Origin of the sequence: Stenotrophomonas sp. LMG 10879, from assembly GCF_002750935.1 — a bacterium.
GTDB classification, from domain to species: Bacteria; Pseudomonadota; Gammaproteobacteria; order Xanthomonadales; family Xanthomonadaceae; genus Stenotrophomonas; species Stenotrophomonas lactitubi_B.
Window position 1 is genome coordinate 15,877 of sequence record NZ_PEJT01000011.1, and the last position, 15,312, is coordinate 31,188.

The 15,312-nt window shown below is 66.3% G+C and carries 12 protein-coding genes; 7 read left to right on the forward strand and 5 right to left on the reverse strand.

Translation table 11 applies throughout. The features are described 5' to 3' along the window. Positions 1-315: 315 nt before the first annotated feature. Positions 316-1,359, reverse strand: coding sequence for an oxidoreductase (locus CR919_RS16425; protein WP_099820919.1), 1,044 nt, complete (start codon positions 1,357-1,359; stop codon positions 316-318). Between the two features lie 188 nt (positions 1,360-1,547). On the opposite strand from CR919_RS16425, the gene CR919_RS16430 reads away from it, so the two are divergent. The 4 genes from CR919_RS16430 to CR919_RS16445 all read left to right on the forward strand — a co-directional run bounded on the left by CR919_RS16430 (position 1,548) and on the right by CR919_RS16445 (position 5,906). Beyond that, complete coding sequence (locus CR919_RS16430) at positions 1,548-1,934, forward strand: BON domain-containing protein (RefSeq protein WP_099820920.1); 387 nt, start codon at positions 1,548-1,550, stop codon at positions 1,932-1,934. A gap of 201 nt (positions 1,935-2,135) precedes the next feature. Next, positions 2,136-3,953, forward strand: a complete 1,818-nt coding sequence (locus CR919_RS16435) for an ATP-binding protein (RefSeq protein WP_099820921.1) — start codon at positions 2,136-2,138, stop codon at positions 3,951-3,953. After that, positions 3,950-4,390 (forward strand): response regulator, encoded by a 441-nt coding sequence (locus tag CR919_RS16440; RefSeq protein WP_025878695.1) that lies wholly within the window; start codon positions 3,950-3,952, stop codon positions 4,388-4,390. Before CR919_RS16435 ends, CR919_RS16440 begins: the two co-directional genes overlap by 4 nt. A gap of 4 nt (positions 4,391-4,394) precedes the next feature. Next, positions 4,395-5,906: a hybrid sensor histidine kinase/response regulator gene (locus tag CR919_RS16445; protein ID WP_099820922.1), complete on the forward strand. Its 1,512-nt coding sequence runs from the start codon at positions 4,395-4,397 to the stop codon at positions 5,904-5,906. Positions 5,907-6,010: 104 nt separating this feature from the next. Here CR919_RS16445 and CR919_RS16450 read toward each other — a convergent pair whose 3' ends face one another. After that, positions 6,011-6,760 (reverse strand): 20S proteasome subunit A/B, encoded by a 750-nt coding sequence (locus CR919_RS16450; protein WP_099820923.1) that lies wholly within the window; start codon positions 6,758-6,760, stop codon positions 6,011-6,013. A 105-nt stretch (positions 6,761-6,865) separates the two neighbouring features. Here CR919_RS16450 and folK point away from each other — a divergent pair, with 105 nt between their 5' ends. Then, positions 6,866-7,366, forward strand: coding sequence for a 2-amino-4-hydroxy-6-hydroxymethyldihydropteridine diphosphokinase (folK, locus tag CR919_RS16455; RefSeq protein WP_099820924.1), 501 nt, complete (start codon positions 6,866-6,868; stop codon positions 7,364-7,366). Positions 7,367-7,427: 61 nt separating this feature from the next. Here folK and CR919_RS16460 read toward each other — a convergent pair whose 3' ends face one another. After that, positions 7,428-8,165, reverse strand: a complete 738-nt coding sequence (locus tag CR919_RS16460; RefSeq protein WP_099820925.1) for a pteridine reductase — start codon at positions 8,163-8,165, stop codon at positions 7,428-7,430. Positions 8,166-8,224: 59 nt separating this feature from the next. Between CR919_RS16460 and CR919_RS16465 the strand changes: the two genes are divergently transcribed. Both CR919_RS16465 and CR919_RS16470 read left to right on the forward strand, forming a co-directional pair. Further along, the gene (locus CR919_RS16465) at positions 8,225-9,409 is read left to right on the forward strand and encodes an SAM-dependent methyltransferase (protein ID WP_099820926.1); all 1,185 of its coding nucleotides are present in this window, start codon (positions 8,225-8,227) and stop codon (positions 9,407-9,409) included. Then, on the forward strand, positions 9,406-9,798 hold the full coding sequence (locus CR919_RS16470; RefSeq protein ID WP_099820927.1) for a hypothetical protein: 393 nt from the start codon (positions 9,406-9,408) through the stop codon (positions 9,796-9,798). The genes CR919_RS16465 and CR919_RS16470 overlap by 4 nt, the downstream gene beginning before the upstream one ends. A gap of 305 nt (positions 9,799-10,103) precedes the next feature. Here the strand turns inward: CR919_RS16470 and CR919_RS16475 are convergent, their stop codons facing one another. Then, positions 10,104-12,458 (reverse strand): family 20 glycosylhydrolase, encoded by a 2,355-nt coding sequence (locus CR919_RS16475; RefSeq protein ID WP_099820928.1) that lies wholly within the window; start codon positions 12,456-12,458, stop codon positions 10,104-10,106. Between the two features lie 112 nt (positions 12,459-12,570). Beyond that, positions 12,571-15,234 (reverse strand): TonB-dependent receptor, encoded by a 2,664-nt coding sequence (locus CR919_RS16480; RefSeq protein ID WP_099820929.1) that lies wholly within the window; start codon positions 15,232-15,234, stop codon positions 12,571-12,573. Positions 15,235-15,312 lie beyond the last annotated feature (78 nt).

The following is a 15,312-nucleotide window of genomic DNA, read 5'->3' on the forward strand; positions in this document are numbered from 1 at the left end:
GATCGTTTCGACGTCATCCACGCATGGCGTGGATCTACTGTCAGCCATCGTCCGTCCGCATGGGTCACGCATGGGGTCAGAGCCCGTTGCCAAGCAACGTGATCCGACCCCGGCAGATCGCGAGAAACTGTTGAAGGCGGGGTGGGTCCGGTTGCGGGGGCGTGAGCCGCATGGATGCGGCGACCGAGCTTACATGGACGTACTTGCAGCGTCCCCCGCAACCGGACCCACCCCGCCATCCCTCAGCAGCCCAGCTTTTGCCGTTGACGTTGACGTTGCTGTTGCCTCGGCAGGTGCAGGGCGCAGCCCTGCCGATCACCCCAACCGCACCCGCCGCCCTTCGCGCGCGCTGTCCATCCCCGCCTGCAGCAACCGCATCACCTGCAACGCCTGCTGCGCGCTGACCGTCGGCTCACCCTCGCCCCGCATCGCCGCTGCGAAGTCGGCATACAGGCGCCGGTAATCACCGGGCAGGTTGTCCACGGTGCTGCGCTGCACGTTGTCCTCCGCATCGCAGTGCAGCAGTTCGCCGTGGCGCGGATCGATGCCCCAGCCCGGCGCGCCTGGCGCAACGCCGCGACGCAGCTGCGCCTCCTGCACGTCCAGGCCATGCTTGATCCAGCTGGCACGCGTGCCATGCACCGCGAAACGGGGGGCAGGCGCAGCGACCAGTGAACCGGCGTGCACGATCGCGCGATGGCGCGGGTAGTGCAGCACCGCATGAAAATAGTCGACGCCGCTGCCGCCTTCGCGCTGCACGGCAAGGTCCGCATCGATCGCCTGCGGACAGCCGAACAGCACCAGCATCTGGTCCAGCAGGTGCGGCCCCAGGTCGTACCACAGGCCGCTGCCCGGCCCCTCCTGCTCGCGCCAGCGTTCGCGCACCTGCGGGCGGTAGCGGTCGAAATGGGCGTGGCATTCGGCGATGTCGCCGAGCGTGCCGTCGGCAAGCAGCGCCTGCAGGGTCAGGAAGTCCGCATCGAACCGCCGGTTCTGGAACACGGTGGCGATGCGTCCGGCGCTGCGCGCTGCGGCCAGCACCTGCTCGGCTTCGTCCACGGTCACCGCGAATGGTTTATCCACCAGCACATGCTTGCCGGCGGCCAGCGCGGCGATGGCCAACGGCGCGTGCTGTTCGTTCGGCGTGGCAATCACCACCGCATCCACCGCAGGGTCATCGAAGACCTCCTGCGCGGTAGCGCGTACGTGGACGTCGCTGAAGGTGCGCAGCAGCGTATCGCGCTGCGAACTGACGACACTGTGCAGGGCCAGCCCCGGCGTGTGCTGGATCAGCGGGGCGTGGAAGACACGGCCGGCCAGGCCGTAGCCGATCAGGGCCAGTTGCAGCTCGGGGCGCATGGGAAGACTCCGCGCGGATCGGAAAGTACAGGACAGGAACCTCAGGGTAAACGAGATGACTGCGCGCCCGGAAGCTGAACCGTTCCCGCTGCAGGTATGCCCATTCACGTGAGCATGACCGCAGCGCCACGCCTGCACTACAAGCACTTGGCGACACTGGGCGCACCAACCAGTAGGAGAACCACACGATGAGCACCACGACCCGTACGCTGTTGGCTTCCGCCCTCACCTTGGGCCTGGCGCTGTCCTCCTCGGCCGCATTCGCCCAGGACGCCGCAGCGAAGAGCCCGCCGAAAACCGATCATTCGGCGATGACCCATGCCGACCGCCATGATTCCAACGAGCCGGTCACCGACAGCTGGATCACCACCAAGGTCAAGGCCGATCTGCTCGCCAGCAGCAATGTGCCGGGTACCGAAGTGAAGGTGGAGACGGTCAACGGCGTGGTCAGCCTGAGCGGCACCGTCGCTACCAAGGCCGAGCATGACAAGGCCATCGCCACCGCCAAGGGCATCAAGGGCGTGACCCGCGTTGATGCCGCCGCGCTGAAGGTCAGTGCCGCCAAGAAGCGCTGACCTTCAGCGCAGGTTGCCAGCAGGGGCGCTCCCACGGGGGCGCCCCTGTTTTTGTAGCGTCGGGCCTGCGCGATGCCTGCGGATGGGCGCCCCGCCGAACGACCCATTACCCCAGAGATGTGACCGGCTGCGCTATATTGCCGGTTCCGCCGTGGCTGATCCTGCCCGGATCGCTCTCCCCGGCTGAGCTGACGAGGAACTATGGCGCTGGTTTTCAGTGATGACATCTGGGATCGCTGGCGACTGCCTGCTTTGGCACTGGCAGCGGCAGCCATCATCGTGGTCCCGTGGTTGACCCTGCGCAAACTGCAGCAGGACAACGAGCTGGCGATGGGCTGGGTGACCCATACCCAGCAGGTGACCGTAGCCCTGCAGCAGCTGCAGACCGACGTGCGCGACATCGAATCGGCTGCGTTGACGCTGTCCAAGGGCGTGGATGCGCCGGGCCTGCGCGAGCGCATGGCCAAGGCCAACGACATCCCCGAGCGCCTGGCTGAACTGGGCCGGATGACCCGCGACAATCCCGACCAGCTGATCCGCATCGGCCGCATCCAGTCGATGCTGGAAGGCCGTATGGGGGTTGCGCGTGAACTGGCGAAGTCCGAGCCCAACAGTGACCAGCGCGAGCTGGTGCAGGACCTGAGCACGCGCTATCCGATCCGCGGCCTGGTGGAAGAACTGCAGGCCAGCGAGGAAGCGCTGCTGGCCCAGCGCGCCGCCCAGGCGGAGCGACAGAAGCGGCAGACCAACTTCGTCTCGTGGAGCTCGCTGCTGGTACAGCTGGCGCTGCTCGGCCTGGTGCTGTGGCTGCTGCAACGACAGATTGGCCGCCGCCTGCAGGCTGAACGACAGTCGCAGCGCGCCGCTGCGCGCGCGGCATCGGTGCTGCAGACCGTGCGTGAACCGATCGTGCTGCTGGATCGCGAGCTGCGCGTGCAGCTGCACAATCCCGCGTTTTCCGAGTTGTACGGGTTGCAGGATGAGCGCGCCGATGGCCTGCTGCTGGAGAACGTAGGCGACGGCGCATGGCGTGACCCGGTGGTTCGCCAGCGTCTGGCCGACGTATTGCTGCGGGGTCGCGAACTGTGGGATTTCGAACACGAACAACGCACCGTCGACGGCATGTCCCGCTACATGCTGCTCAACGCGCGGCGCATGCCGCTGCCTGACACCGACGATGAAGTGGTGCTGCTGACCGTCAGCGATGTGACCGTGCAGCGTGCGGTGCAGACACGCGTCGAAGAGTTGAACCGGCAGCTGGAAGGCAAGGTCGCCCAGGTTTCGGAGGTCAACCGCGAGCTGGAAGCGTTCAGCTACTCGGTGTCGCACGACCTGCGTGCGCCGCTGCGCCATGTCGCCGGTTTCTCGGACAAGCTGTCGCGCCATCTGGGCGAGGCGGCCGACGAGAAGAGCCAGCACTACCTTGGGGTGATCTCCGGATCAGCGCGGCGCATGGCCACGTTGATCGACGACCTGCTGGTCTATTCGCGGCTGGGCCGCGCAGCGATGCGCCAACAGACCGTGGACATGCAGTCGCTGGTGGCCGATACGCGCGCGATGCTCGACGCGAACGTGCAGAGCGAAGCCGAGAGCAGCGGCCATGCCCATCAGGTGGAGTGGAGCATCGCGCCGCTGCCGATCGTGGTGGGCGACGAAAACATGCTGCGCCAGGTCTGGCTGAACCTGCTGGGCAACGCGGTGAAATACTCGGCCAACCGCGAGCCGGCGAAGGTCCGCGTGGACTACCAGCAGCAGCCCGATGGCGGTCATCAGTTCACGGTCAGCGACAATGGTGCAGGCTTTGACATGGCCTACGCCGGCAAGTTGTTCGGCGTTTTCCAGCGCCTGCACAAGGCCAGCGACTATCCCGGCACCGGTATCGGCCTGGCCAGCGTACGCAGGGTGCTGACCCGCCATGGCGGCCGCATCTGGGCCGAAGCCGCACCGGATGCCGGCGCCACCTTCCACTTCTATCTTCCCCCCGTGCTCGACGCGGACAAACAGGGCCCCATCGCATGACGACGCTGCGCACCATCCTCCTTGCCGAAGACAGCCCGGCCGACGCCGAAATGGCGATCGATGCGCTGCAGGAAGCGCGGCTGGCCAATCCCATCGTGCACGTCGAAGACGGCGTGGAAGTGATGGATTACCTGCTGCGCCGTGGCGCCTTCGCCAGCCGCGAGGAAGGCCTGCCGGCGGTGCTGCTGCTGGACATCAAGATGCCGCGCATGGATGGCCTGGAAGTGCTGCGGCAGATCCGCGAACACGATGAGCTGAAGCGGTTGCCGGTGGTGATCCTGTCCTCCTCGCGCGAGGAAAGCGACCTGGCCCGCAGCTGGGACATGGGCGTGAACGCGTATGTGGTCAAGCCGGTGGACGTGGACCAGTTCTTCGGCGCCGTGCAGACCCTGGGCAAGTTCTGGGCACTGATCAACCAGGCTCCGGAGATCGAGTAGGCCCATGCCCCTGACCGGTCCCGCGCTCGGCGCCCTACGCATCCTGCTGGTGGAAGATTCCCCCGAGGATGCCGAGCTGATGTCCGAACAGATGCTCGATGCAGGCCTTGAGGCCACGTTCGAGCGTGTCGAGAGTGCGGACGACCTGCGCCATGCGCTGGCACGCTTCCAGCCGGACATCGTGCTGTCCGACCTGAGCATGCCAGGCTTCTCCGGCGACGACGCGCTGCGCATCGTGCGCGACGCGTTGCCGGAAGTGCCCTTCATCTTCGTCTCCGGCACCATGGGCGAAGAGAATGCGGTGGCGGCCCTGCAGAAGGGCGCCAACGATTACATCATCAAGCACCAGCCGGCACGCCTGCCGTCGGCCGTGGCGCGCGCGGTGCGTGAGGCACGCAGCGCCATCGAGCGCTCGCGGGTGGAAACCGAGCTGATGCGCGCGCAGCGGCTGGAAAGCCTGTCATTGCTGGCGGCGGGTCTGAGTCACGATCTGCGCAACATCCTGCAGCCGCTGCTGATCATGCCGGACCTGCTGAAGGCGCGTACCGAAGATCCGCAACTGCACCACCTGGCCGACGTGATCGCCGAGTGCGGTCGCCGCGGCCATGAGATGGCCGAATCGATGCTGTCGTTCGTGCGCGGGTCGCGCAAGGCCAGCGAGCGCATCCACATCGATGACCTGTTCCAGGCCGTGGCGCTGCTGTTGCGCAGCAACGTGCCCGATGGCGTCCGCCTGGATCTGGTGGTCGAGGATGAGGGGCTGGTGGTCGATGCCAACTACACCGAGCTGCAGCAGGTGTTGTTGAACCTGGCGCTCAACGCGATCCAGGCGATGCCCCATGGTGGCAACCTGAGCCTGACCGCCAGCCATGGTGGCCAGCGCGATGGCGAGGACTGGCTGCGCATCGCGGTGGTCGATGAAGGCACCGGCATGGATGCGGACACGCTGTCGCATCTGTTCAATCCGTTCTTCACCACCAAGGCCGATGGCACCGGGCTGGGCCTGATTTCCTGCAAGCGCATCGTTGAAGGCGCCGGTGGCAGCATCCACGTCAACAGCCAGCTGGGGCAGGGCACCTGCTTCGAGCTGCGCTTGCCGATGCATGCCAGCGCCGAGGGCGGTGAGCCGATCGAACAACTGGTGGCGCTGGGCAGTGGCCAGTCGATCCTGGTGGTCGATGGTGAAGCCACCCGCCTGTCGCTGCTGGGTAATGCGCTGTCCAGCCAGGGCTATCAGCTGCAGCTGGCCTCCGATGGCCCGGCCGCGCTGCGCTGGATGCAACAGGAGGCGATGCCGGCGCTGGTGATCGCCGATGCCGGCTCCAAGCTGTTGTCGGCCAGCCAGCTGCTGGGCGAGATGGCCACGCTCGGCTACCGCGGTCCAGCGCTGGTGCTGGAAGACGCTGCCGGGGAAATGCCGGTAGATGTGTTCCCCGCCGGCATCGAGGTGCACCTGCTGCGTAAGCCGCTGCAGATGCAGCAGGTGTTCCGCGCGGTGGCCGACGCACTGGGCTGACGTCGAGGGAACGCTGTAGCGCCGAGCCCGTGCTCGGCTGCTGTCTGCATCGGCTGCGTCTACCGAGCATGGGCTCGGCTCTACAGGTGTGCAGCGGCGGCGTTTCAGCCCGTGCGATCCGTCGTTTCCCACGGAAACCGCGGCAGGCTTTCCACCGCCTGTTCCAGCCGCCGCGACCAGTTCTGATGGATGTCGGCGTACAGCGCTGAATCGGCGCCCAGCCGCAGCTGCTGGCTGATCCGCAGTTCGCCGGCGCGCAGCAGCGCCAGGTCGACTGGCAGGCCCACCGACAGGTTGGAGCGGATGGTGGAATCCAGGGACACGATCGCGGTGCGTGCGGCATCCTCCAGGCGCGTGGACGGGGTCAGGATGCGGTCCAGGATCGGCTTGCCGTACTTGGATTCACCGATCTGCAGATAGGGTGTCTCCGGCGAGGCGGCGATGGCGTTGCCCAGTGGGTAGACCATGTACAGGCCGGGCTGTTCGCCGGCAATCTGCCCGCCGAAGATCAGCGTCGCCTGGGTGTTCACCCCGTCATGGCCGTGTTCGGTGTGCTGGCTCTGCACCTGGCTGTCCACCAGCAGGGAGCCGACGTAGGCCGCAGCCTCGAACAGATGGGCCATGTCGCGCAGGTTCGGCGTGCGCCGCTCCTCGGCATCGCGCTTCAGCCGCGACACCAGCAGCTGGGTCGTGGCCAGGTTGCCGGCGGCCATCACCACGTAGGCGGCCTGGCCGGGATATTCGAACACGTGCAGTTTGCGGTGCACGCGGACATCGTCCAGCGCGGCATTGGTGCGGGTGTCGGCGGCGAAGACCAGGCCCTCGTCCACCTCGATTCCAACGCAATAGGTCATGTCGGTGCCCTATCAGGTGCCCTATCATATGCGTCCCGGATTGTAGGCAGGCCGTTGTGACGATGGCATGCCCGCGCTCCACCTGATTGCCGTCACCGGAACCGCATGACCACCGTGCTCCTGAGCCTGGGCAGCAACGTCCACCCCCGCCGCTACCTCCATGCTGCGGTGGCGGCCCTGCGCGAGCGCTTTGGTGCGCTGCAGGTGTCTGCCGCCTACCGTACCGCCGCCGTCGGTTTCGAGGGTCCGGCCTTCCTCAACAATGGCGTTGCCATCGAGACCGACCTGCCGCTGCAGGAACTGGATGACTGGCTGCATGCGCTGGAAGATGCGCACGGTCGTGACCGCAGCGGTCCGCGTTTCTCCGACCGGACCCTGGACGTCGACGTGGTGTTCTATGGCGACCTGGTGGTGGAAGGCCCCGGCCATCTGCGCATTCCGCGCCCGGAACTGAAGCATGCCTTCGTGCTGAAGCCGCTGGCTGATATCGCCCCGGATTTCATCGATCCGGTCAGCGGCCTGGACCTGGCCACGCTGTGGCGCGCACACAAGCAGCATGGCGAAGCGTTCGAGACGGTCGAGCTGGACCCCGACGCGCTGGATTGACCCGACGCAGCCACCCATGGGGTGGCTCTACAGTAGAGCCACCCCATGGGTGGCTGAACGATCAACTCACCGTACGCCCACCATCCACGCGCAGGGTGTGGCCGGTGACGAAGCTGGCCTCGGCCGCCAGCCAGTACACCGCTTCGGCGATTTCCTCCACCGTGCCGATCCGCGCCAGCGGCGTGCGCGCCAGCAGCGCCTCGCGGGCGAAATCGTCCTTGCCCTGTTCCGGCCACAGGATCGCACCGGGCGCCACTGCATTCACCCGCACCTTCGGCGCCAGTTCCAGCGCCAGCGAGCGGGTCGCCATCTCCAGCGCCGCCTTGGCCATCGTGTAGGCGATGTGGTTGGGCATCGGGTCGGTGCCGTGCAGGTCGGTCAGGTTGACGATGCAGCCGTGCTGGCGGCGCAGGTACGGCGCGGCGGCCTGGGCCAGCAGCAGCGGTGCGCGCGCGTTGACCGCGTACAGCTCGTCCATCGCCTCGGCGGTGACCTGGCCGAGCGGGGTGGGGAAGAAGTTGGAGGCGTTGTTGACCAGCGCATCGAGGCGGCCGAAGTGGGTCACTGCCTGCTCGACCAGATCGGCCAGGGCGTCGGCGTCGCGCAGGTCGGCCTGCAACGCCAGCACGCTGCCGGGGCGCTCGTTGTCCAGGTTGAAGGCGGCCTGCTGCAGTTCGGCGCTGGAGGTATGGGCGTGCAGCACCACCGACCAGCCACAGGCGTGGAACTGGCGGGCGATGGCCGCGCCGATCCGGCGCGCGCTGCCGGTGATCAGGGCCACGGGGGCGGTGTCACTCATCGAGGGTCCTCCAAGGCTCGGCTATCCTGTGCACCATTGTCACCGCATTCGAAGACGCCATGCAGCCTACCTTCCCCCTGCCCGAAGCCGATGCCCTGGCCCACAGCGACCAGCTGGCCGCCGCCCTGCGTGCCGAGATACTCGCACAGGGCGGGGCGATGCCGTTCTCCCGCTTCATGGAGCTGTGCCTGTACACGCCGGGCTGGGGTTACTACAGCGCCGGTGCCAGCAAATTCGGCGGCAGTGGCGATTTCACCACCGCACCCGAGCTGGGCAGCCTGTTCGCCGGCAGCGTGGCCAATGCACTGGCGCCGGTGTTCGGCCAGCTTGATGCACAGGCACGGATGCTGGAACTGGGTGGCGGCACCGGTGCCTTCGCCGAGGCGGTGCTGCTGCGCCTGGCCGAGCTGGACGCATTGCCAGCCCGCTACGCGATCCTCGAACCCAGCGCGGACCTGCGCCAGCGCCAGCAGGAGCGCCTGCAGCAGAACCTGCCGCCCGAGCTGGCCGGCCGGGTGGAATGGCTGGATCGTCCGTTCGAGGACGACTGGGACGGCGTGGTGTTCGCCAATGAGGTGATCGATGCGCTGCCGACACCGCGCTTCCTGATCAAGGACGGCGAGGTGTACGAGGAAACCGTCGAGCTGGACGGGCAGGGCAACTTCATCCGTGGCGCGCAGCCGGCCGACCTGCTGCTCAACGGCGCGGTGCGCCATCTCGAACGCTACCTGGAAAAGCCCTTTGCCGACGGCTACCGTTCCGAGGTGCTGCCGCAGCTGCCGTATTGGTTGCAGGCAGTGGCCGGCGGCCTGCGCCGTGGCGCGATGCTGTTCGTGGATTACGGCTACAACCGGGGCGAGTTCTACCAGGAAGAGCGCGATGATGGCACCGTACGCGCGTTCTACCGCCACCACGTGCACAACGAGATCCATCGTTGGCCGGGCCTGCAGGACATCACCGCATCGGTCGATTTCACTGCCATGGCCGAGGCCGGCCTGCACGGCGGTTTCGACCTGGCCGGCTACTGCAGCCAGGCCAGTTTCCTGCTCGGCAACGGCCTGGACCAGGTACTGACCCTGGCCGAGGAGCGCACCGATGAAGTGGGCCGCATCCAGCTGCGCGACCAGGTGAAGAAGCTGACCCTGCCAACGGAGATGGGCGAGCGTTTCCAGGCCATTGGCCTGCAGCGCGACGTTGATTTCGAACCGGCGTTCGAACTGGGCGACCTGAGCTGGCGCCTGTGAGTGCAGCGTTGCCGGTGATCAAGCCGCTGCGGCGGCCACGCCTGTGGAGCGCGCTGTGGGTGTTGGCGGTGCTGACGGTGATCGTGGTCTGCCTGATTCCGCCGCCGCCGATTCCGCTGCCGGAAAACAGCGACAAGGGTGAGCACTTCCTGGCCTATTTCATCCTGGCCGGCAGCGCGGTGCAGCTGTTCCGGCGTGGCCGTCCGCTGCTGTGGGTGGGGGCTGGCCTGGTGCTGATGGGCATCGGCATCGAGTTCGCGCAGGGCGCGTTGACCAGCAACCGCATGGCCGATCCGATGGATGCGGTGGCCAACACCATCGGCGTGTTGGCGGGGATGGCCACCGCATTGACCCCGCTGCGCGACATCCTGCTGCGCTGGCGGGGGTAACGTTCCTGTAGAGCCGAGCCGATGCTCGGCTTGCCGATTGAAAAGCAGCCGAGCATGGGCTCGGCTCTACAGTAGATCCACGCCATGCGTGGATGGACCTCCCCATCGCCAACCAAGGTTGGCATCCACCAGTAGATCCACGCCATGCGTGGATGAATCTCCACGGCGCCAACCAGGGTTGGCGTCGACCAGTAGATCCACGCCATGCGTGGATGAACCTCCCCATCGCCAACCAAGGTTGGCGTCGACCGGTAGATCCACGCCATGCGTGGATGAATCTTCCCGGCGCCAACCAGGGTTGGCAGCTACCGGAGCGTCACCTCATCCAGCACCCACATCGCCGGGCGCGTGTCGCCGGTGAAGTTGATGCACAGATCCCCCGTACCCGAGGTGCCCTTCGGCAAATCCGCACGCAGGGTCACGAAGCCGTCGGCATCGGTCTGCGCCGGCAGCGGCACCTGCGCCAGCACCTTGCCGGTGCAGTCACCGCGACGGATCAGCATTTCGCCGTGTGCGCTCCGGGCCTTTTCGAAGCGGCGCTTCGGCTCGTCGTGGGCCAGCTGGAAGTAGTACGGAATGCGGCCCGCACGTACTTCCACGCTGCCGATGCCATCCAGCTGTGCCTGCGGCCAGCGCCAGCACGGCTGGAAGATGTCGACGGTGAACACCGCACGCGCACCTTCGCGTGGGCCATCGTCTTCCAGGCGCAGTACCAGGCCCTTCTCGCCCACGCAGCTGCGCAGCCCTTCGCTGTGCCGCGACAGCAGCGACTGCGCGGTGTACGACGCCACCGTCGGCGTCGCGGCCAGTGGCTGGCCCTGGTAGAACGCAGCGGCCTGCACCGTCGCCGGCAGCGTGGACGTCAGCGGCTGCTGGTACAGCGGCGACTGCGCGGTCACCGGCTTTCCGTCGCTGCTGTAGCGCACTTCATAGCCCAGCGGGTTGGCCAGCGACACGGTCACCGTGTTCGCCACGCGGTCATCGGTATAGGCCATGCCTACTTCGAACGGCGTCTGCGCATACGCCAGGCCCCAGGCCCGATAGCGCTGCAGCTGCGAGGGCAGGCGGGCCAGGAAGTCGCGGAAATCACGATGCTCCGGCGTGCTCCAGCCGGTCTCGGCCACGGCGGCCAGTCGCGGGAACAGGTTGTGCTGCAGACGTGCATAGGTGCGCGTGTGTTCGGTGAACATGTTCGCCTGCAGGCCGAGGATGTGACCGCGCTTGTCGGCGGCCAGTTCGGCCGGCACCGGTTCGTAGTTGTAGAGCTTGGCCAGGTTCACCTGCGTCGGCCGGCCCGGCGGCTCGTTCGGCGATGCGGTCTGCAGGTAGTCCAGGTACAGGTGGCTGACCGGCGACATCACCACATCGTGGCCCGCGCTGGCCGCGGCCAGCCCGCCCTCGGTACCGCGCCAGGACATCACCGTGGCCTGCGGCGGCAGGCCGCCTTCAAGGATTTCGTCCCAGCCGATCAGGCGACGGTCGTGTTGTTCCAGGAAGGTTTCCAGACGCTTGATGATGTGGCTCTGCATGGCCATCTCATCCTTGATGCCGAGCGCGCGCATGCGCTGCTGCACCTGTTCTGACGCCTCCCACTGGTCCTTCACTGCCTCGTCGCCACCCACGTGCACGTACCTGGCCGGGAACAGGGCGATGACTTCCTCCAGCACGTTTTCCAGGAAGGTGACGGTGCCGTCCTCGACGTTGAACAGGTTCGGGAACACGCCCCATTCGCTCAACGGCTTCAGTGGCGTATTGATCGTGCCCAGTTCCGGATAAGCGGCGATCGCCGCCGTGGCGTGGCCGGGGACATCGATCTCCGGAATCACCTGGATGTGCAGCTTGGCGGCGTAGGCGATCACTTCGCGGATCTGATCCTGCGTGTAGAAGCCGCAGTACGGATGCTCCTTGCCGCTGACCGGATCGATGCCGCCGTCACCGGCCGGCAGGCGGCAGCTGCCGACGCCGGTCAGCTTCGGGTAGCGCTTGATCTCCATGCGCCAGCCCTGGTCGTCGGTCAGGTGCCAGTGGAAGGTGTTGAGCTTGTGCGCGGCCATCGCATCGAGCACGCGCTTGATCTCGTCCAGGCTCTGGAAGTGCCGCGCCGAGTCGAGCATGAAGCCACGCCAGCTGAAACGCGGCGCATCCTGGATCTGCACGGCCGGCAGCACACCATTGCTGCCGCCGGTGGCGAGCTGGGCCAGGGTGGTGGCGCCGTAGAACAGGCCGGTCTCGTTGCCGGCCTGCACCAGCACGCCCTGCGCGGTGCTTTCCAGCGTGTAGCCCTCGCCACTGTCGCGGAAGGTCGGCACGATCTGGAAGCGGATGCTGCCGCCCTTGGCGGCGGCCTTGCCGTTGGCCACTGCCAGGCGCGGTCCACCACTGCGCGCCAGCAGGTCGGCGAACTGTGCAGCGACACGCTGCGCTGCTTCGCCATCGGCCTGCAGCACGGTGCCCGCGCCGACGGTGATGCCCGCGCCGTTGCCGCGCTGCACGTTGGCCGGTGCGGGAATCAACATCAGGCTGCCGGCGCGCAGCTGCGGGCCGGGGCCGGTATCGAGTGCCGGGGCATCGGCGGCCAGTGCCGGCAGCACGGGCAGGGCGGCCAGCAGGCTGCCCAGCAACAGGAGGCTGCGCATCCTGGCGCGGGTGGGCTTCGTCATCGGAAGGACTCCTTGGATCGGGTGCGATGTTCGCTATACATGAAAAACGCCGGGCCCGGAATGACCCAGGCCCGGCGTGCGTGCACGACTCGGCGATGAAACTGCCGCTGGATCAGTACTTGAAGCGGAAGTTCAGGTAGTACTGGCGACCGTTGCTGTAGAACGAGGTCGGAATGGCCGCGGTCTGGTAGTACTTGTAGGTCGGGTTGTTGAGGTTCAGGCCATCCAGGCTGATGCTCAGCCAGTCGGTGGCCTTGAAGCTCAGCGACGCCGACAGCGTGCCGAAGTCATCCTGGTAGTACGGGTTGGTGCCCGACAGGCTGATCAGGAACGAGGAACGGTGGGTGTAGCTGACCCGCGCGCCGAAACGCTCGTTCTCGAAGTATGCGCCCACGTTGTAGGTGTTCTTCGAGGTGCCCAGCAGGTTGTGCGAGCCGTCCGACCAGGTGTGCGCGGTCGTGCCGTTGGCGTAGGTGTAGTTGGCATTGACGCCGAAGTACTCGCCGATCGGCTGCTCGTAGGCCACTTCCACGCCGGTGACCTTGCCGTCGGCATTGATCGGGGTGGAGATCTGGTAGGTCTCAAGCTGGTTGGTCAGTTCGCTGTACAGCTGGCGCGAGACCACGTCGAAGGCGATGTAGTCCTTCAGGTCCATGTGGTAGGCGCCGATCGACAGCAGGCCGCGCGGCATGAAGTACCACTCCAGGTTGGCATCCAGGTTGGTGGACAGGGTCGGCTTGAGGTTCGGGTTGCCGCCGCCGCCGGTCCGGTTCAGGTCCGAACCGTACGACGATGCGCCCAGCGCCGAGTAGTCAGGCAGGGTCTGGGTCTGCGAAGCGGCTACGCGCAGCACCAGCTTGTCGTCCAGGTCGAACTTGATGTTGGCGCTGGGCAGCACGCGGTTGCGCTTGTTCTGGAAGGCCACGCTCTCCCACATGCCGAACAGGCTGCTGACATCTGCATCGGCGGCCTTGCTTACGGCGTTGTAGGTGTTGATGTCCTGCTTGATGTTGACGTAGCGCAGGCCGACGTTGCCGCTCCACCAGTCGCCGCGGAAGTTGGCCTGCACGTAACCGGCGAAGTTCTTTTCCTTCACCTGCCACTCGGCACCGTAGTTGTGGCGGCCGGTCGGGCCGTCGTTGCCGGCAAGCCAGGTGGAGTTGTTGGTCACCGCATCCTTCAGCGCACCCGGGGTGAAGTACCAGATGTTGCGCGGGAAGTTGCCGCCGATATCGCCAGCGAAACCGTTCGGATAGTTGGAGGTGGCACCGTTCTTCAGCGCGCTCCAGATGTCACCCGGGGTTGCACCCTCCGGCGACAGCGCTTCGCGCTTGTGGTCGGCGAAGCGCAGACCGAAGTCGATGGAGCTCAGCACGCCGCCATCGTTGAAGTACTGGTTGAAGTCGAGCGTGGCCCACTTCTCCTTGTCTTCGGCGGTGACCTGCTGGTTGCCCCAGGTGCCGAAGCTGGTGACGCCGTTGGGCGAGAGGTCGCCGCCGACGTTCCAATCGATCGGCGAGCCGGCGCCATGGGTAGCCCAGCTGGCGCCACCGCCGCTGCCCACGGTGACCTCGGCGATGTACTGGCGCGGGGTCTCACCGGTGCCCTTGGTGCTGCCGGCCTGGAACTTGGCGGTCAGGCTGTCGCTGATCTGCCAGTCGGCATCGAAGGTGACGTAGCTCGACTTGGCCGTCGACTCGCGGTAGATCATGTCGTACACCGCGTAATTGGTGCCCGGCACGCCCGCGTAGGTGGCGTTGGTCAGCACGCCGTCCTTGACCACATAGCCCGGATTCGGCGCCTGCGACTTGGCGAAGCTGTTGCCGAACATCATGAAGTTGCGGTTGTAGTTGTTGGCTTCCAGCTTGGAGCTGAAACCGTTCAGGCCCAGGGTAAGGGTATCGGTCGGCTTGAACTGCAGCGAGACCAGGCCACCCTTGCGCTCACGGGTCTGTTCGAACAGGGTCGAACCCAGCAGGCCGGGAACGTTGACGCCGATCAGGTCCGGGTTGGTCTTGGCGACGGGATCGTCGGCGCCGATCTTGAAGAAGCCACCCGGAATTTCCTGCGCTTCACGGCGCAGTTCGCGCTTCTGGCTGAAGCCCTGCACCATCACGCCGAAGGTGCCTTCGTCGTTCTTGTAGTTGAACAGCGCCGAGTACTGCGGGTCGTTCGACTTGGCCTGGTCCGAACGCACCATGCCGATCGAGCCTTCAGCGGTGAACTGCTTGGAGAACTCCAGCGGCTTGCGGGTGATGATGTTGACGGTACCGGTGGTGCCACCGTCCTGCAGCTTGGCCTGCGAGGACTTGTTCACTTCCACCGAGCTCACCAGTTCCGACGGCAGCAGCGAGTAGCTGACGCTGCGGCCGACGTTGTTGCCCTGGCTGAGCACGAACCAGTCGGCCGAACCGACGGTGTGGCCGTTGATCAGGGTCTGGGTGAGGCTGGGGCTGGTGCCGCGCAGGCTGACACGGTCGGCTTCGTCGAAGCCGCCTTCATCGGCGCTGGACGAGCTGATGTTGACGCCCGGCAGGCGCTGCAGGGTGTCGGCAACGTTGTGCGCCGGCAGCTTGCCCACGTCTTCGGCGGTGACCACTTCCACGCGCGCATTGGCTTCGCGCTTGGTGTCCAGCGACTTCTCCATCGAACCGCGGATACCGGTAACGGTGACGGTGTCCAGATCGGTGGCGGTCGGGGCGGCCTGCTGCGCGTGGGCACTGAAGGCGATGCAGCTGACGATGGCGGCCGAAAGCAAGGTCTTGCGGGTATTCATGATGTCTCTCCTCATCACTCGATTGGATGCCGGCGGCGATATGGGATTGCGGTTGCGATGACGTGCGCGGGGCGACGG